Origin of the sequence: Phenylobacterium sp., assembly GCF_030679875.1 — a bacterium.
Lineage (GTDB): Bacteria > Pseudomonadota > Alphaproteobacteria > Caulobacterales > Caulobacteraceae > Phenylobacterium.
On record NZ_JAUXSP010000018.1, the window covers coordinates 141,426 to 158,526 of the forward strand.

The window sequence follows — 17,101 nt, forward strand, 5'->3', positions numbered from 1 at the left end:
CGACGCTCGGGATATGAAGGTGACGACGATTTTTCGGAACGCTCTGCGCCCAAGCTTGTTTTGCAAGATCAAGCTCGGTTCAGACTAAACGGGGGGTGCGTCTCGCATGACCGGACCAGACGCCCTTGGGCTCTCATACTGCGGGCCAGCGCCACAACCGCTTGAGGTCTGGGCAAGCTGGAATCTTGACCCCGTCCTTCTCGCCGCCTTCGCGCTTGCGACCAGCCTCTTTATGTGGCGCGCAAGGGCGACGCCCCACCAGAAAGGCGCGTTTTTCGGGGCCCAGGGCGTACTGCTCGTGGCCTTCGTCTCCCCTCTGTGCGCCCTGAGCGTGGCGCTGTTTTCCGCCCGCATCGGCCATCACATGCTGATGGTGGCGGTGGCCGCGCCGCTGCTGGCCTACGCCCTGCCCCGGGCCGTGCCTGGCCGCTGGCTGACCGCAGCGGGCCTCCTGCACATGGTCATCCTGTGGATGTGGCACGCGCCCCCGGCCTACGGCTGGGCGGTGACCGGGGTCGCCAGCTACTGGCTCATGGAGATCACCCTGCTGGCCAGCGCTACAGTCTTCTGGAGCGCAGCACTCGCCCGCCGTGCCGAGGCGCCGGCGGTGATCCTGGCCCTCATCCTCACCATGGCGCAGATGGGACTTCTGGCGGCGCTGATCACCTTCGCCCAGCAGCCCCTGTTTTCCGCCCATTTCGCGACAACCCAGGCCTTCGGGCTGACCCCGTTGGAAGACCAGCAACTGGCAGGACTGATCATGTGGGCGCCGGGCGCCCTGCCCTACTTCGCGGCGGTCATCTGGCTGGCCGTGCGCTGGCTCAAGGGTCTTGAGAATGACGAGGCGATGGCGTGGCGTGGCTGAAATTCCTGCATATCGCCGCCCTGCTGATCTGGTGCGCCGGCTTGGTTTATCTCCCGGGCCTGCTCCTGGCCCACAGGAACATGACCAACCGGGAGGATTTCATCCGGATCCGCAACGCCAGTCGGTTCAGCTACAACGCCATCACCTCGCCCGCGGCCTTCGTCGCCATTGGGGCCGGGACGGCTCTGCTGCTGCTGGCGCCGGGCGTTCTGCAGGGCTGGATGTTCGTCAAGCTGGCCCTGGTGGGGGCCCTGGTCATGGCCCATGTACAGTACGGCTTCGTCCTGTCGGCTCTGTCAGAGCTTGGCTCCAAGCCGCCGCGCCTTCGGCTGCTGGCCGTCTGGATCCTGGTCTTCGTGGCGATGACGGCCATCCTCTGGCTGGTGCTGGAAAAGCCCTTCCTGGGATCGAGCCGGCTGCCGGCCTGGCTGCTGGAGCCCGGCGGCCTTCAGTCCTTGCTGCCTTCGACGCCGATCTGATGCTCGAACACCAGCTTGCCCCCATGCCAGCCGGCCAGGCCGACGAAGATCAGGCCCAGGACCGACAGGAACAGGCCCCAGGGCAGGACCGCGGTCTCGCGGTCAAAGAGCCGCAGTCCCCAATTGGCGCCGATAATGCTCAGCAGCATCATCGCGGCGACCGCATGGCTCCAGGGCTCGGCGCTGCGCCGGATGCCCCGGACCAGAAGCAGCTCGGCCGTACCGCTGGCCGCAGCCGCCACCCCCATGGCGAAGCCCCAGCCGCTGGTCCACAGACCCACCCGGGCGAAGAAGGGGTCGGCGCTCCACCAGTAAAAGAGGTCTGCCCCCAGGGTGGCGCACACCAGGGCGATCGGGAAGGTCACCAGCATCACGTGAACCGGATGGCCCGCGACCTGGATGCTCGAGGCGACATTGCCCGAATGAGGATCCTCAGACCGATCCTGCGCGAGGGGGGGATGCTCTTGCGTCTGCGACATGGGAGCCCAACGCGGCTGAGCCTTAATAGCTCCGCCGTAGCCGCCGGCCTTTTGCTCAGCGGTTGCGATACGCCGCTCTCGACCCTGGCCCCGGCGGGAGAGGCGGCCAGCACGATTGCGACCCTGTGGTGGGTGATGCTGACCGCAGCGGTTCTGATCTTTGTCGGCGTGGTCGGCGCCGCCCTCCTCCCCCTGATGACCCGGCGGCTCAAAGCCCCCTCAACCCGGGCCATGCTCATCGGGGGCGGTCTGGCCTTTCCCGGTGTCGTGCTCGTGGCGTTGCTGATCGCGGCCCTGGTCATTGGTGACCGGCTGAGCCCGCGCGGAGAGCCCGACGTGCTGCGCATTGAGGCCGAAGCCCACCAGTGGGGTTGGACATTCCGCTATCCCGACGCGCCGGGCCAGGCCGCCACAGCCGGCGTGATGCACGTGCCCGTGGGCCGTCCCTTTGAGGTGTATGTGACCAGCCGCGATGTGATCCACAGCTTCTGGGCCCCCAGGCTAGGCGGCAAGATCGACGCCATCCCCGGCCAGGTGAACGTCATCCGCCTGCAGGCTGACGCGCCGGGCGCCTATCGCGGCCAGTGCGCCGAATTCTGTGGCCGCGGTCACGCCATGATGGATTTCGTCCTCCAGGCCCACAGCGCCGATGACTATCGCGCCTGGCAGTCCAGGCAAGGGGCCGGCCAATGACGGATCAAACGCACAGCCCCGCCACACCGCTGTCGACCATCGGCCGCCACAAGGCGCTGGAGCGCCTGTGGGCGACGCCGCCGGGCTGGGGGGCCCTGTCGGCGGTGAACCACTCCACCATCGGACTCCGGTTCATCATCACCGCCTTCGTCTTCTTCCTGATCGGCGGAGTCCTGGCCATGCTGATCAGGGCTCAGCTTGCGGGTCCTGAGACCGACTTCCTGGACGCGGCCGCCTACGCCCAGGTCTTCACCATGCACGGCACGGTGATGATGTTCCTGTTTGCCATCCCGGCCATCGAGGGGCTGGCGCTGTACATGCTGCCCAAGCTGATGGGGGCCAGGGACCTGGCCTTCCCGCGGCTCAGCGCCTTCGGCTACTGGTGCTACCTGTTTGGGGGATCGATCCTGATCCTGGCCCTGCTGGCCGGGGTCGCGCCGGACAGCGGCTGGTTCATGTACACGCCGCTGTCGTCCAAACCCTACTCGCCGGGGATCAATTCCGACGTCTGGCTGATCGGCGTCACCTTTGTTGAGGTCTCGGCGGTCTGCGCGGCGGTGGAGTTCATGACCACCGTGCTGAAGATCCGCACCGGCGGCATGGCCCTGCACCGGATGCCGATCATGGTCTGGTACCTGTGGGTCACCGCGGCGATGATGCTCTTCGGCTTCCCGCCCCTGATCCTGGGCAGCGTGCTTCTGGAGCTGGAGCGAGCCTTCGACTGGCCCTTCTTCGACCCCACCCGTGGAGGAAGTCCGCTGCTCTGGCAGCACCTCTTCTGGCTGTTCGGCCACCCGGAGGTCTACATCATCTTCCTGCCCGGGGCCGGCATCATCTCCACCATCCTGCCGGTGTTCACGGGTCAGAAGTTGGTGGGCTACGCCTGGATCGTGGTGGCCCTGATCGCGCTGGGCTTCATCAGCTTTGGCATCTGGGCCCACCACATGTTCGCGACCGGGATACCGCACCTGTCGCTGGCCTTCTTCTCGGCGGCCAGCACCCTGGTGGTGATCCCCACGGCGGTGCAGATCTTCGCCTGGCTGGCCACCCTGCTCAGCGGACGCCCGCGCATCACCCTGTCGATGCTCTACTTCTACGGCTTCCTGTCGACCTTTGTGATCGGCGGCCTGACTGGGGTGATGGTCGCCGTGGTGCCCTTCGACTGGCAGGCGCACGACACCCACTTCATCGTCGCCCACCTGCACTATGTGCTGATGGGTGGCTTCGTCTTCCCCGTGCTGGCCGGCATCTATTACTGGCTGCCGCACTTCTCGGGACGCAAGCATCTCGAGGGCCTTGGCCGAACCGCCTTCACCCTGATCATGCTGGGGTTCAACGCCTCATTCCTGCCCATGCATCTGACCGGCCTTTTGGGCATGCCGCGCCGGGTGTTCACCTATGGCGGCGACATGGGATGGGACCTGCTGAACCTGATCAGCTCCGTCGCCGGCTTCGTGCTGGCCATCGGCTTCGCCCTGGTGGTGGTCGATGTCATCCAAGTGGTCAGGTTCGGCCGCCGCGCCCGTCGCAATCCCTGGGGCGCCAGCACCCTGGAATGGGGCATGCCCACCCCGCCCCCGTCCTACAACATCGGCTCACAGCCCCAGGTCACCAGCCGCGACCCGCTCGAGGATGATCCGGGCCTTCCCGCCGCCCTGGCCAGGGGCGAGGGCTATCTGGGCCAACCCCGCAATGGCTGGCGCGAGACGCTGGGCGTCCACATGCTGAGCGGCGAGCCCGACCAGGTGGTGCTGCTGCCTGGGCCGACCCTGATCCCGCTCTGGACCGCCATCGCCACAGGCCTGTTCTTCCTCAGCTTCCTGTTCAAGCTCTACCCGCTCTCCGGCCTCGCCTTCGTCCTGATCGTAATCTGCGGCTGGCGATGGATGTGGGCCTCGGGCCTGCCCGCCGACGCCGAGCCGGTGGATATCGGCCTGGGACGAAGGGCGCCGCTTCATCCCACCGCCGCCGATCCTCCGAGCCTCTGGGGGATGGTCTTCACCCTGATGGCCAACGGCGTCTTCTTCGGCGCCCTGGTGTTCGGCTATCTGTTCCTCTGGGTGGTGGCGCCCAACTGGCCGCCGCCGAGCCTGCTGGCGAAAGAGGCTGTGACACCTCTGTTGATCCTGGCGGGTCTGGGCGTCGGGCTCACGGCGATCTGGCGCGCGAGCCACGCCAACCGCGAGGGTCTGGTTGAGGCCAGCCGCACCTGGCTGCTGGTGTCGGCGGCGGCGGGCGCCGTCACCTGCGGCGCCGCCCTGGCCGTCCCGCTGTTCACCGCTCCGCCCGCCGACAGCCACGCCTACGCGGCGGCCGTGACCTTTATCAGCGGCTATGTCGCCTTCCACGGCTTGATCGCGGCGATCCTCAGCGCCTACGCCTGGGCGCGGTCCAAGGCCGGTTGGATATCGGCTCGGCGCGGGGTGGAGTTCGCCGCCCTGCGCCTTTGGTGGCTCTATCTCAGCGCGGTCGGGCTTATCAGCCTCGCCCTGCTGCACGGCCCGGTGTGGTTCGCATGAGCCTCCGCCTCCGCCTCCGCCTCGGCGCCTTTGGCGACCTGCTGTGGCTGGTGGGCGCCTTTGTCCTCTGGAGCCTGGCCTTTGTCGTCCTCTATGGGGTGCATGGCGCGGCCTGTGCGGGCGGTTGGGCGAGCCCCACCGAGCCCTGGCCGCTGCGGCTGACCCTGATCGGGCTGTGGCTGGTCATGACCGTCGTTTCGGCGGCCTACGTCCTGTGGGTCTGGCGGCGGCCGGCCGCAGGCGACGGGACCGACGGCTTCCTGCGATACGCCACCCTCGCCGTCGCAGGCGTCGGCGCGGTTTCGACCGCCTGGCTGGGACTTCCGTTATTCCTGGTGCGGGTCTGCGCCTGAAGCTGGCCCGCGACTTCAGGCCCGGACTATTCCCACTCGATTGTTCGGGTATGCACAACCCCTTTGATTCTGCGGGACAAAAAATATTCTCATGCGAAAATACCGTCACGCCAGCCAGCAAAAAGTTATGCTTCTGAGATTCGTATAATAATTAGGCGTTGTTCCTAGAATGGATCTTTCGAGATGTATCGTCTCCAATCGGACGGAAAACGTAATCCCTTGCACCGAGTTGCGCATACGGGGGTTCATTTCAAAACACCGTCAATGCTGAAAACGTAGGCTGATTGCTGATATTCAAGGTGGCCTGCGCGTGTGACCTGCTCCCGGAAAACTGGACCAGTTTTCCGGGAGCAGGTCACGACAAGGGATTACGCCGTCGATGAGCCGTAAGGGCGACTGCTGGGACAACGCCCCAATGGAGAGCTTCTTCCCCACCCTCAAGACCGAACGGGTCCATCATCGGGTCTATGCCACGCGCGACCAGCCCGCCGGGATCTGTTCCACTACATCGAGGGCTTCTAACAATCCCCGACGCCTGCACTCAGCCCTGGGCTACATCAGCCCCAGCCGCCGCCGAGCGCAGAGCCGCCTAACCCCGTCCACTACTTCGGCGGAAGATCAGTCCACCAAAACGGGGGAGGATCACCTCACCGTTCGCTTGATCACCATCATCGTGAGTGAACTCAAATGCATAATCCTCTGCCTTCTAATCTCGAAGGCGTCTGATGGCGAAAGTCAGGCCCGCAACGCCCGCCACAATCATGAGAGCGCTCAGCCCGCCGATCATGTAGCTAGTCAAAAACTGATCCTCCACATGGGCCGCCAGAGATAACCCGTGAGGGGCCCACCGGTTCGAGCCCAGGGTCTTGCGCCCCCAGGGCCGACCAAGCATCGAGGCTCTATGTCACCCTTGACCCTTTCGCCCAACGACTATCGTCGTCTCGCTAAGGTGATCCACACCTTAGCCCCTACAGCCGCGCGGCCGGTCTTGGTGCGGCTGGGTCTGCTCCGGGGCGCGGCTTCCGACGAGGCGAACGAGGGCTCGGCATATGAGGCCTTCGTTGCGGCACTTGAGGCCCTAGGTCCTACATTCGTGAAGCTAGGCCAGATCATGGCGACACGATCCGATCTGCTTCCGCCAGAGCTGACCGAGCGGCTCGGCCGGCTTCACGACGACGTGGCTCCAGTGCCCTTCGACCATTTGCGCGAACAGCTGACGATCGATCTGGGCGCGCCGCCGGAAGAGCTCTTCGCCGAATTTTCGACGACGCCAATTGCGGCTGCGTCCATTGCCCAGGTCTACGCCGCGCGGCTCATGACCGGTGAAGATGTCGTTCTCAAGGTTCGCAGGCCGGGGATTGAGGCGGTCATGCGCGCTGATTTGCGGCTACTGTTGGCCGCTGCCCGCGTCATCGAGCGTCGCGCCCCGGCACTGCGTCGACATCAGCCTGTGCGTGTCGTGACGGAGCTCAGCGAAGCCCTTCTCGAGGAGATCGATTTTCGGATCGAGGCTCGCAATCAAGCGGAGGTCCGCAGACGCGCAACCGTCTTCCATGTTCCGCTCGTTCATGAGCGATTTACCACAGAAAGGACCATGGTCAGCGCACGCGTCCGTGGCCGCAGTCCTAACGCCGCGTTCCGCAACGAAGAGCCTGCCATGGCGCGCGCCTTGGCGCCCGATGCGGCGAGGGGGCTGCTGGGGATGATCCTGCTGGACGGGGTGTTCCACGCGGACCCTCATCCAGGAAATATTCTGGTGACTCCGGATGGTCGTCTGGCGCTGTTGGACTTCGGCTCCGTCGGGCGGCTCTCGGCGAAAAGGCGAGAGCAGGTCCTCGTGGTCCTCGGCTCCCTCGTGGATGCCGACGTAGCGGCGGTCTCTGATGTGCTGATGGAATGGGCTGGCCGCTCGGGACCCCCGCCGCCCGGCCTTGAACAAGGTGTCGAGCGATTCTTCCTGCGTTACGCCGCGGATTCCGGGCGACCGATCCGGCTTGCGGAGGCGATCACCGAATTCATCTCCATCGCCCGAGAAAACGCACTGACGTTGCCGCCGGACCTGCTGCTGCTCATGCGCGCTCTGGGCATCGCCGAAGGCTTGGCGAGGACGCTCGATCCCGACCTCGATGTCGTCGCCGCTATCGCGCCAGTGGTTCTCCGGGCTTTCGCATCTCGGTTTGCGCCGAAAGCGCTCGCCACCCGCGCCTTCCGGACGTTCAAGGAACTAGATCAGATCCTCGCCATCGGGCCAGAAGCGATCCGGCGCGGTATCGGGCGCATCAGCCGTGAGGGCATTGTCATCCAGGTCTCAAGTTCAGACCTGGCCGAGTTGCCGCGAGCGGTCAGACGGGCCGCCGATACCCTGTCGCTCGGGATCGTGGTCGCGGCCCTTATCGTCGCTGCCGCCGTCGTCATCGTCGCGAAGGACGATCAGGCCGCCGCGGTCGCTCGGATCGCCATCGTCATCCTGTCAGGCGTGGGCCTGGCCGCCTTCGTGAGTCGCCTGTTCCGGCGGGATTGAGGTTTCGCGCACGGGAACACGTCTTGCTTCCCCGCGCACCCACGCGGCCTTGATCATTCTCACGGTCAGAACGCCGTCTTCGAGGGTCGCCGTCACCTCGTCGGGATCGACCGGCTCCGGGAGATCGACGCTCAGGTCGAACGGACGCCCAATGTTCCCGGACCGCCCTAGACGGCCGGCCGCTCGCAGACGCAAACGCGTGGGAGTGGCCTCCAGGACCATGTCGCCTATGGCATACCCAGGGGCATCGACCTCAACGGTCACGTCCTCGATCGTCTGGGCGATTGCAAAAGCCGGAACATCTCCCAAAGGAGAGCCGAGCTGGGTCTCAAGCCGGTGCCGGACACCCCTCAACCCGCGGCCGATAAGGCTGTCGTATTCAAGGGTGGCGGAATATACTTTCCGCCCCAACTTGACCGAGATGCTGCCGATCATTCGAAACTCCTGGGGAATATTCTCCGACTGAAGAGTTGGGCGCCTGATGGCGGCGAATTCAAGGCGATTAACGTCGGAACGGGTTGTTAGGCTCGCGGGAGAGCAGCGAGGGATGGCCGGGGGTTGGTCTTGCGCCGGACCTGCCCCCCAAACCTTGGACCAGGTCGGGCCGGGATTTCTCGCCGGTCAGGCGTCGGGTGGGCCATGTGTCCCGGCGCCATTCATGAGCACGGTCGGGCACTTGTCGCCGATCGCGCTGTGGGGACGATGTTCGTTGTAGTCCCTACGCCAAGCCTCGCATTTTGATCAGGCGTCGTCGAGGGACATGAACCAGGCGGTGTTCAAGCATTCGGCCCGGACCTTGCCGTTGAAGGACTCCGCAAAGGCGTTGTCCGTCGGCTTGCCAGGGCGGCTGAAGTCCAGGATGACGCCCCGCTGGTAGGCCCAGAGATCAAGGTCGCGGGAGACAAATTCGGGGCCATTGTCGACGCGGATGACCCGTGGATAGCCGACCGCTTTGCCGGCCAGTTCGAGCGTCTGGACGACGTCGCAGGCCTTGTAGGCAAAGCGGGGATCCAGCGCCGGCGAACACCGACTGAAGGTGTCTATTATCGCCAGGATGCGTATCTTACGCCCGTCGAAGAGCTGGTGTGCGCCGTCGACAACTTCACCCGCGAGGCCCTGGCGCTGATCGTGGACACCTCGATCGGCGGCCATCGCATGGCACGCTGCCTGATCGCCCGGCATGGAATGCCACCCACCATCGTCAGCAACAACGGCACGGAAATGACAAGCCGTGCGATGTTGGAATGGACCAACCGCACCGGGACCGGCTGGCACTACATCGCGCCGAGCAAACCACAGCAGAATGGCTTCGTGGAGAGCTTCAACGGCAAGCTGCACGACGAGGGCCTGAACGAGAAGGTCTTCGCGCACCCAGCGAACGCCCGGGCCGTAATCGAGCGCTGGCGGCGCGATTACAACAAATCTGCGGCCCCACTCAGCGCATAGCGGCCCAATGCCGGAAGCAGTGCGGCTGAACCCCGCGGCCGGTCGGCTGCGCAACCTCAAAGGTTATGGCGCCCGGCCGCCACCGCCAGCGCTGCAGATCAACTATCAAACCCCTGGGCTCCCACAACGATCGAGGGACCGGAGGGGGCAGGTCACCTGACCAGGCAACTTGCCACCAACGGAAGGGGTGGACCGTCTCCCTGCTATCGCTCGGAAACGGCCCACTGTTGGCTTAGAACCGGTACTGGAATTCTATCCCATAGGTCCGAGGAAAGTTCGGCTTCAATGTGGTACGCTGGATTCCGCTGGCCGAGGGGGCTCCGGTTCGGAAGTCCTGATAGGCCAACTCATCAAAGGCGTTCTTGACGTAGCCGATCACCGTGTAGCGATCGTCGGCGTCCTTCCAAAGCGCCCGGAAGTCGACGACTTCGTTCGATGGCGAGCGGAAGCCCGGCTGAGCAAAAACGACGGCCTGTTGCTCGTCGGTGAAGGTGTAGGTGGCCCCAAGTACGAGATCGCCCTCAGCCAACTCGACTGTATAATTCAGTCCTAGGTTGAGTTTGTTCTCCGGAGTTATGGGAAGCCTGTTCCCAACGAGGGTCTGGAGCCTGCTTCCGTCCGGCAACACGACGCCCGTAGGTCGCGCGCCCGCCTGCAGAGCCTTCGGGTCGGCTGTATCGACGAAGCAGCAGCCGCTCTTAATCTCGGTATTGAGGTACGAATAGCTCGCGAAAATCTGAAGATGATCGATCGGAGCCCACTGGGCCTCCATCTCAAGGCCCCAACTCACAGCGTCCAGATTCACGAACTGACTGCCCGTTAAGCCCGCCGCGGGGTCAAGAACCACGGTCAGCGGCGCCTGAAAACCCTGATAGTCCGCGTAGAACAGCGCAGAATTCAGTTGGAAGCGCCGCCCCACATTTTTCTTCAGCCCGAGCTCGAAGTTGTCAACATATTCGGGATCAGCATAGGGGATCGGAGCGAGGCCGCTCGAGGCCTGCCAACCACCCGACTTATAGCCGCGGCTGTAACGGGCGTAGGCGTTGGTGTCGCTGTCCGGCTGCCATTGCAGACCCAAGGTCCCGGTCCAGGCGTCGTAGTCGCCCGACAGGTCACGCGTCAGACCACCGCCTGAGAGCTCACGTACATTGGCGTACAACGGGTTGGCCAGGCAGGACGCGATGGTTGGGCCGCCGCATATGGCAAAGGTTGTCAAATCCACCGCGATCCCTTGTCCGACGGCGGCTGGTATCCCCGCGGCGGCCAAGATTGTTGTCGTGGTGTTGGTGCGCGACACGTAGCGAGCCGAGTCTGTACCCGACTTCTCATCGACCGTGTACCGGATGCCACCCGTAAACGTGATGGTATCGGTGATATCATAGTCGACCTGAAGAAAGGCCGCGTAAGAATCCACCTCAAGCGTACCGTCTACGAAGAGATAGTTCCCCATCGGGTTCGGTGCCGCCGGGCCACTGGTCGCCAGATTGATCGGGTTCTGAACGGCCGGATCGTTAAGGACCCGCTGGCCCTGGGGTTGCGCGTAGGTTTGATGATACTGGTACAGACCGGCGATCCAGCGCAGTGGCCCGCCCGTGTTCGATGACAGGTTGATCTCGTTGGAGTACCATTTTTGGTCCTCGCGGTAGAAGAACCTCTGGTCTGGCGACACGCCCGTAGCGGTGTAGGCGCCGAAAGGCGTCGCGGTCGGCACGCTGAATAGGCCGGTGCGCGATGAACGATCCTCGTCCCCAGCCGTGTCGTAGAGATAGGATTGGTAGCCGGCCAGATACTTGAGGGTCATGCCGCCAAGATCCCAGGTAAGGTCTAAGTGCAATCGCTCATGATTACTGAGCTTACCTTCACTCGTCTGGTTGGTGCTGATCTTGTAGGGGTCGGTCATCGCCGGATTAGTTCCTGCGAAGCCGAAGGTCGGATTGTAGTAGAGGCCAGCATTGCCGAGACCGGTCGGAGACGTGGTGTCGTAGCGGCTCGTGATCGACTCGTGGACGTTGCCAACGCCGAAGCTGTCATCCCAGTCGAATTTCGTATAGCGCAGGCGGGCCGTGATGTTCTCGCCAAGATCGGCTTCCAGCTGGGCCTCGACTATGTACCGTTTAACAGCGCTGGAATCGCCGGCAGGCCCGAGGTTCTCGAAGAAGCCTTCCTCTCGGCGCTCCAGAGAGCCCCCGAGAAGGAAGCGTAGGCCATCCGTGATCGGTCCACGAACCAAGGCGTCGGTTCGCCAGGTGCCGTAGTTCCCAAGAACGGCACGGACCTCACCGTTGAAATCCTCCGTTGGACGCTTGGCGATGATGTTCAGCGCCCCGCCGATGGAATTACGTCCGTACAGCGTGCCTTGCGGTCCACGCAGAATCTCCGTGCGTTCGATAAACAGTGACGGCGTGGCTGCATCAGCCATGGAGTTTGAGAATATTCCGTCGGAGTACAGCGCTACGGAAGGATCGGTTCCGATAGCATTGGTCAGGCGACCAAAGCCTCGGATCGAGAGGCGGTCGTTGTTGGTATAAGTGACGCTCGGCGATACACGCGCCAAATCCTCGACGTTGGCTACCCCAAGCACGTCGCGCCGCTCACTTGTATAGGCCGTCACGGCCACGGGCACATCCTGAAGGCGCTGATCGCGCCTTTCAGCCGTCACCACCAGCTCTTCAATGGTGAAGCCGGTGTCTTGCGCCCAACCAGGCGAGGCCGCAGCCAGAGCGAGCGCGGATGCGCCGCTCGCGAAGGCGAATCGTAGATTCTTGCAATTTTTCATGTTTCCCCCCTCAGTCGCTAGGCATTATTGCCTCTATGCTGACGGTAATGGCCATTACCATAACGCCGTTCACGCCTGAGGCAATGCCCCTCCCTCGGGTCGCGCGACCAGCCACTGGTCGGTGCTTAAAATAAGTCCGAAGTCGCTCGTGAAAAATATCAACGCCTTGATTTGACGGTCAATCCCGGCGATTTCAGATATTCGTTTTCGCAAGTTTTGGGGATTGGGTGCGCAAAAGCTTGCGAATTGCGCGGGCCGATCGGTTTGTTGTATCTCCGCTTTTCGACCTGTGATTCACTGATCGGGTGGTGATTTGGGGTGCGCCCGTTGCGTCCGAAACCGCCGCGGTTCGCCCGATGCAGTTCGCCGGCGCCCTGGTCGACCTGCCACAGTCCACCGGACAAGCGTTGCCGGAGATCGGGCCAGACAGCCCCTGCTATCTCCAGTTCTCGTCCGGCAGCACGCGCTTTCCCACCGGCGCCTTTGTCCGCCGTCCGCTGCTCTGGCTCGACCTTATGGGCAAGAACGGTACGACCATCTCCTACAGCCCCACCTTCGGCTACGAGCTCTGCGCGCGGCGGGCCGAGAACGCCAGCCTCGAAGGCTATGACCTGTCGCGCTGGCGGATCGCCGGCCTCGGCGGCGACATGGTCCGCACCAAGCCCCTGCGGGACTTCGCCGCGCGCTTCGCGGCGGCGGGCTTCGACCCCCAGGCTTTCGTGGCCAGCTATGGCATGGCCGAGGCGACGCTGGCCCTGACCATGGCGCCCCTGGGCAAGGGCCTGGTCACCGAGCGACTGGATGTGCACCGCCTGGAGCGCGACGGCGTGGCGGCCTCAGGCGCGCCCTCGCCCCGCGTCCGGGAGTTCGCCCGCTGCGGGCCGCCCCTGCCGGGGCACGAGCTTCAGGTCCGCGGCGAGCGGGGCGAGATCCTGCCGGAGCGCCGGACCGGTCGGGTCTTCGCCCGCGGCCCCAGCCTGATGAGCGGCTACTTCCAGGACCCCGACGCCACCGCCCGCGTCCTGGGCGCCGAGGGTTGGCTCGACACCGGCGACCTCGGCTATCTGTCGGAGGGCGAGATCGTCCTGACCGGGCGCAGCAAGGACCTGATCATCCTCAATGGCCGCAATATCTGGCCGCAGGACCTGGAATGGACCGCTGAGGCCGAGATCGCCGGCCTGCGCAGCGGCGATGTCGCCGCCTTCTCCGTTCCCGCCGAGGGCGAGGAGGCGGTGATCGTCCTGGTCCAGACCCGCAGCAGCGACGCTGAAACGCGCCAGAAGCTGGCCGTCGAGGTCACCGACCTGCTCCGCCAGCGCCACGGCGTGGAGGCCCAGGTGAACCTTGTCGGCGGGCACGCCCTGCCCCAGACCTCGTCGGGCAAGCTCAGCCGTTCGCGGGCCAAGGCTGAGTATCTCGCCGGGCTGGCCGAAGCCGAGCCGGCCTAGGGTGTCACGGGGTCTCGTCACGGTCACCGGCGCGACGGGGTTCCTCGGCCGCTATCTCGTGCCCGCGCTCGCGGCCGACGGCTGGCGCATACGGGTGCTGGCCCGCCGCGACGTTATCCACCCCCTGTGGCGCGGCCTGGAGGTCGAGGTCGTGCCCGGCGATCTGGGAGATGATCGCGCCCTGGACAGGGCCTGCGCCGGCGCCGACGTCGTCATTCATGGGGCTGGCCTGATCAAGGCGCGCAGCCGGGCCGCCTTCTTCATCGTCAATGAGCAAGGCGCCCGCCGGGTGGCTGAGCGCGCCGAGGGCGCGGTGCTGCTGATCTCCAGCCTGGCCGCGCGGGAGCCCGGACTTTCGGACTACGCCGCCAGCAAGCGGGCCGGCGAGACGGCGGCGCACGCAGTGCTGGGCGAGCGCCTGACCATCGTGCGCCCCCCGGCCCTTTACGGCCCCGGCGACGCCGAGACCCTGCCCCTCTTCCAGCTGGCCGCCGCAAGTCCGATCCTGCCGCTTCTCGATCCGAAGGCGCGGATGGCCATGATGCATGTCGAGGACGCGGCGCGGCAGATCGCCGCCCTGACGGGACAGCCGGGCGGCCAGACGCTCAGCCTGTCCGATCCTCGCCCCCAGGGCTATGGCTGGCGCGAGGTGTTCCAGACGGCGGCGGACGCCTTTGGCCGCAGGCCCCGCTTCCAGCGGATCCCCAACGCCGCCCTGGGCGTCGTCGCCGTGATGGGCGCGGCGCGGGGCGGTCGATCGGCCCCCATGCTGACCTTCGGCAAGCTGCGAGAGTTGACGCACCTGGACTGGTCGGTGGCGCCGGGCGAGCAGATTTCCGGACTTCCGCCGGCCCGCTTTAATCTCGCCGACGGGTTCCTACATACGGTTCAGGGGTATGCGGCCTCCGGCGTCAGGTTTCGCAAACCGCCGCTACAGCAGGCGATCAGGTGCTGACGCCCGCGTCATATTGCGCCAAAGATGCGGCGTTAACGGACGATCGTTCTAGGGGGCGAGTCGGTCTCTATGCAACTGGTGACAGATCCCACCGTGCTTGAGGTGGCGAAGGCCGCTGAGGCCGTGCTGGAGCGCGAGGTCCTTGTGACCGCGTCATCCGACATCTCGCGCGACCTCGCCGTGGACTCCCTGGCCCTCATGAACATCGTGATGGAGCTCGAAGATCGCTTCGACATCTCCATCCCCATCGACCGCCTGAGCGAAGTCCAGACCGTGGGCGATCTCGCGGCGCTTATCGACAACATCCGGAACAAGGTTTGAGCATGGCTCTGCTCGATAGGCACGCGGCGTCCAGAGACGCCTATAAGGCGCTTCGCGATACGGCGGCCGATCCGTTCGGGGTCCGGTTCGATGCGGTCATCTCCCCCACGGAGGGCGTCGTCGACGGCCGTCCGACCATTCTGCTCGGCACCAACAACTATCTGGGCCTGACCTTTGACGAGGCCTGTGTCGAGGAGTCGGTCCGCGCAGTGCGCGAGCGGGGCACCGGCACTACGGGGTCGCGCATCGCCAATGGCAGCTATGAGGGCCATGTGGAGCTGGAGCGCGCCCTGGAAGCCTTCTATGGCCGCCAGCACGCCATGGTGTTCACCACGGGCTATCAGGCCAATCTGGGCGTGCTCTCGACCCTGGTCGGTCGGGGCGACCACCTGCTTCTGGACGCCGACAGCCACGCCAGCATCTATGACGGCTCGCGCCTGGGCCACGCCGAGGTCACCCGCTTCCGCCACAACGATCCCGAGGATCTCTACAAGCGCCTGCGTCGCCTCAAGGACGCGCCCGGCGAGAAGCTCATCGTCGTCGAGGGCATCTACTCGATGGTCGGCGACGTGGCGCCCCTGCGGGAGATCGCGGCGGTGAAGCGCGAGATGGGCGCCTATCTGCTGGTGGATGAGGCCCATTCCATGGGCGTCCTGGGGGCGACCGGCCGCGGTCTGGCCGAGGAGGTGGCGGCCGAGGCCGATGTGGACGTCATCGTCGGCACCTTCTCCAAGAGCCTGGGCTCGGTGGGCGGCTTCTGTGTCTCGGACATGGATGATTTCGATGTCATGCGCATCGTCTGCCGCCCCTACATGTTCACCGCCTCCCTGCCGCCGGCGGTGATCGCCTCGACCCTGGGCGCCCTGCGCCGGATCCAGGAGGCGCCGGAACTGCGCCACCGGCTGCACGCCAACGCCCAGCACCTCTATGACGGGCTCACCGCCCTGGGGCTGGCGACGGGGCCGACCTGCAGCCCGATCGTGGCCGTCACCATGCCGGACCAGGCGGTGGCCGCCGCCATGTGGAACCTGCTGCTGCAGAACGGGGTCTATCTCAATCTCGCCCTGCCCCCGGCGACCCCGGACAACCGCCCCCTGCTCCGCTCGAGCGTCAGCGCGGCCCACAGCATCGAACAGCTGGACCAGGTCATCGCGGTGATGGGCAAGGTGGCGCGCGAACTCGGCGTGCTGGCGACCGAACCCAAGCGTGCCCGCGGCTGAAGGTCGGGTCGGTCGGCGCCCTCAGGCGCGGTCGCGGCCGGCGGTCTGCGCGCGACGGGCCTTCCACAGCCGCCAGAACACCCCGGGCGAGGCCAGGATGGGGTGCTTCTCCCGCCACGGCGTGAGCGGCACGCGCAGGCCGGTGTGCCGCTCGATCTTCCAGGCGGCGTAGCGGGCCGCCCCCTCGAAGGTGAAGGCCGCCTTGGCGAGACGGGCCAGGTTGAGCGGCTTGCCAAGCGCGCGCCTAAGTCGCCAGGCCGCCAGGATGCGCCCCCGCTCATGGTCGTCCAACACGGGCCGCACCGTCCCATCACCCGGCGTCTCCTCGAACGCCAGGCCCTGCGCCCGCCAGGCCGCCAGCAGCAGCCGCTCGTAGCGGCCGGGATCGACGCCCAGGATATCGTTCTCCCGCCCGCGGGCCTCGACGCGGAACTCCGCCGCATAGGTCTGGCGAAATAGGGCCCGCCAGTAGTCCAGGGCAGGGCCTTCCGATGGACCGAGGGCGGCGGCGAACCGGGCCGCGGCGCAGGCGGCCTCGGAGACGGCCCGGGAGATGTCCCGAAGGGTGTCCGCATCCGACGCCCAGACCAGGGCCGAGGGCTGGACGAAGCGCGTCCAGATGGTCGTGTCGATCCGCCGTCCCGTGACCGCCGAGCGGAACTGGGCCAGGGTCATGGTCGCCACCTTGGCCCGCAGGATACGGCCGTCGAGCTCCAGCTCGTGGTAGCTGACATCGGGCCAGAGAACCCGGCCCGCCAGGCCGCGCCAACCCGGGCGCGGGCCATGGGTAAGGACGTAGAAGTCCACCACGCCGTCCAGATCGCCTGTGCGCAGGACCGATCCGTAGAACAGAACCGCGGCGACGCCCTCGATGCGACTGGCCAGCGCCTGCGCCATGGCGCGCCCCGGCGGTGGGGCGGCCCGCGCCAGGTCTTCGCCGACCAGGGTCTGCAGAGCCTCCATCACGGGACCAGGAATCGCACAGGCGCGCCCAGGCCGATCGCGATCTCGCCGCCGGGGAACACC

General features: G+C 65.7%; 14 protein-coding genes and 3 pseudogenes. 12 read left to right on the forward strand and 5 right to left on the reverse strand.

The window, feature by feature from the left end; translation table 11 throughout:
* The first annotated feature begins 106 nt into the window (after positions 1-106).
* On the forward strand, positions 107-865 hold the full coding sequence (locus tag Q8K84_RS10945; protein ID WP_305282674.1) for a cytochrome c oxidase assembly protein: 759 nt from the start codon (positions 107-109) through the stop codon (positions 863-865).
* Positions 853-1,344 carry a CopD family protein gene (locus tag Q8K84_RS10950; protein WP_305282675.1) on the forward strand — a complete coding sequence of 164 codons (492 nt, stop codon included), beginning with the start codon at positions 853-855 and terminating at the stop codon, positions 1,342-1,344. Before Q8K84_RS10945 ends, Q8K84_RS10950 begins: the two co-directional genes overlap by 13 nt.
* Here the strand turns inward: Q8K84_RS10950 and Q8K84_RS10955 are convergent.
* Entirely contained in the window at positions 1,314-1,823 is a 510-nt protein-coding gene (locus Q8K84_RS10955; protein ID WP_305282676.1) for a DUF2231 domain-containing protein, read from the reverse strand. The genes Q8K84_RS10950 and Q8K84_RS10955 overlap by 31 nt on opposite strands.
* On the opposite strand from Q8K84_RS10955, the gene coxB reads away from it, so the two are divergent.
* The 5 genes and pseudogenes from coxB to Q8K84_RS10980 all read left to right on the forward strand — a co-directional run bounded on the left by coxB (position 1,809) and on the right by Q8K84_RS10980 (position 7,909).
* A complete protein-coding gene (gene coxB, locus Q8K84_RS10960) occupies positions 1,809-2,516 on the forward strand; it encodes a cytochrome c oxidase subunit II (protein WP_305282677.1) in 708 nt (235 codons plus the stop codon). The two genes, Q8K84_RS10955 and coxB, sit on opposite strands and share 15 nt — an antisense overlap.
* The gene (ctaD, locus tag Q8K84_RS10965; RefSeq protein ID WP_305282678.1) at positions 2,513-5,035 is read left to right on the forward strand and encodes a cytochrome c oxidase subunit I; all 2,523 of its coding nucleotides are present in this window, start codon (positions 2,513-2,515) and stop codon (positions 5,033-5,035) included. The genes coxB and ctaD overlap by 4 nt, the downstream gene beginning before the upstream one ends.
* Positions 5,032-5,388: a hypothetical protein gene (locus tag Q8K84_RS10970; protein ID WP_305282679.1), complete on the forward strand. Its 357-nt coding sequence runs from the start codon at positions 5,032-5,034 to the stop codon at positions 5,386-5,388. The genes ctaD and Q8K84_RS10970 overlap by 4 nt, the downstream gene beginning before the upstream one ends.
* Positions 5,389-5,749: 361 nt before the next feature.
* Positions 5,750-6,220: pseudogene (locus Q8K84_RS17405) on the forward strand (integrase core domain-containing protein); the annotation flags it as partial.
* 279 nt (positions 6,221-6,499) lie between these two features.
* Positions 6,500-7,909: an AarF/ABC1/UbiB kinase family protein gene (locus Q8K84_RS10980; protein ID WP_305282680.1), complete on the forward strand. Its 1,410-nt coding sequence runs from the start codon at positions 6,500-6,502 to the stop codon at positions 7,907-7,909.
* Here Q8K84_RS10980 and Q8K84_RS10985 read toward each other — a convergent pair.
* Together Q8K84_RS10985 and Q8K84_RS10990 are read right to left on the reverse strand one after the other, a co-directional pair.
* The gene (locus Q8K84_RS10985) at positions 7,859-8,344 is read right to left on the reverse strand and encodes an Hsp20/alpha crystallin family protein (protein ID WP_293416858.1); all 486 of its coding nucleotides are present in this window, start codon (positions 8,342-8,344) and stop codon (positions 7,859-7,861) included. The genes Q8K84_RS10980 and Q8K84_RS10985 overlap by 51 nt on opposite strands.
* Before the next feature lie 186 nt (positions 8,345-8,530).
* A pseudogene (locus Q8K84_RS10990) lies at positions 8,531-8,992 on the reverse strand (integrase core domain-containing protein); the annotation flags it as partial.
* A 45-nt stretch (positions 8,993-9,037) separates the two neighbouring features.
* Here Q8K84_RS10990 and Q8K84_RS10995 point away from each other — a divergent pair.
* Complete coding sequence (locus Q8K84_RS10995; protein WP_370867864.1) at positions 9,038-9,355, forward strand: integrase core domain-containing protein; 318 nt, start codon at positions 9,038-9,040, stop codon at positions 9,353-9,355.
* Between the two features lie 232 nt (positions 9,356-9,587).
* On the opposite strand, the gene Q8K84_RS11000 is transcribed toward Q8K84_RS10995, so the two are convergent.
* A complete protein-coding gene (locus Q8K84_RS11000) occupies positions 9,588-12,131 on the reverse strand; it encodes a TonB-dependent receptor (RefSeq protein WP_304754495.1) in 2,544 nt (847 codons plus the stop codon).
* Positions 12,132-12,463: 332 nt separating this feature from the next.
* On the opposite strand from Q8K84_RS11000, the pseudogene Q8K84_RS11005 reads away from it, so the two are divergent.
* From Q8K84_RS11005 to Q8K84_RS11020, 4 genes and pseudogenes are all read left to right on the forward strand, one after another.
* Positions 12,464-13,579 (forward strand): annotated as a pseudogene (locus Q8K84_RS11005) (AMP-binding protein); the annotation flags it as partial.
* A gap of 1 nt (position 13,580) precedes the next feature.
* A complete protein-coding gene (locus Q8K84_RS11010; protein ID WP_304754496.1) occupies positions 13,581-14,534 on the forward strand; it encodes an NAD(P)-dependent oxidoreductase in 954 nt (317 codons plus the stop codon).
* 69 nt (positions 14,535-14,603) lie between these two features.
* A complete protein-coding gene (locus Q8K84_RS11015; protein WP_304754497.1) occupies positions 14,604-14,855 on the forward strand; it encodes an acyl carrier protein in 252 nt (83 codons plus the stop codon).
* A gap of 2 nt (positions 14,856-14,857) precedes the next feature.
* Positions 14,858-16,075 carry a pyridoxal phosphate-dependent aminotransferase family protein gene (locus Q8K84_RS11020; RefSeq protein WP_305282681.1) on the forward strand — a complete coding sequence of 406 codons (1,218 nt, stop codon included), beginning with the start codon at positions 14,858-14,860 and terminating at the stop codon, positions 16,073-16,075.
* A 21-nt stretch (positions 16,076-16,096) separates the two neighbouring features.
* On the opposite strand, the gene Q8K84_RS11025 is transcribed toward Q8K84_RS11020, so the two are convergent.
* On the reverse strand, positions 16,097-17,038 hold the full coding sequence (locus Q8K84_RS11025) for a hypothetical protein (RefSeq protein WP_304754499.1): 942 nt from the start codon (positions 17,036-17,038) through the stop codon (positions 16,097-16,099).
* Positions 17,039-17,101: the final 63 nt, after the last annotated feature.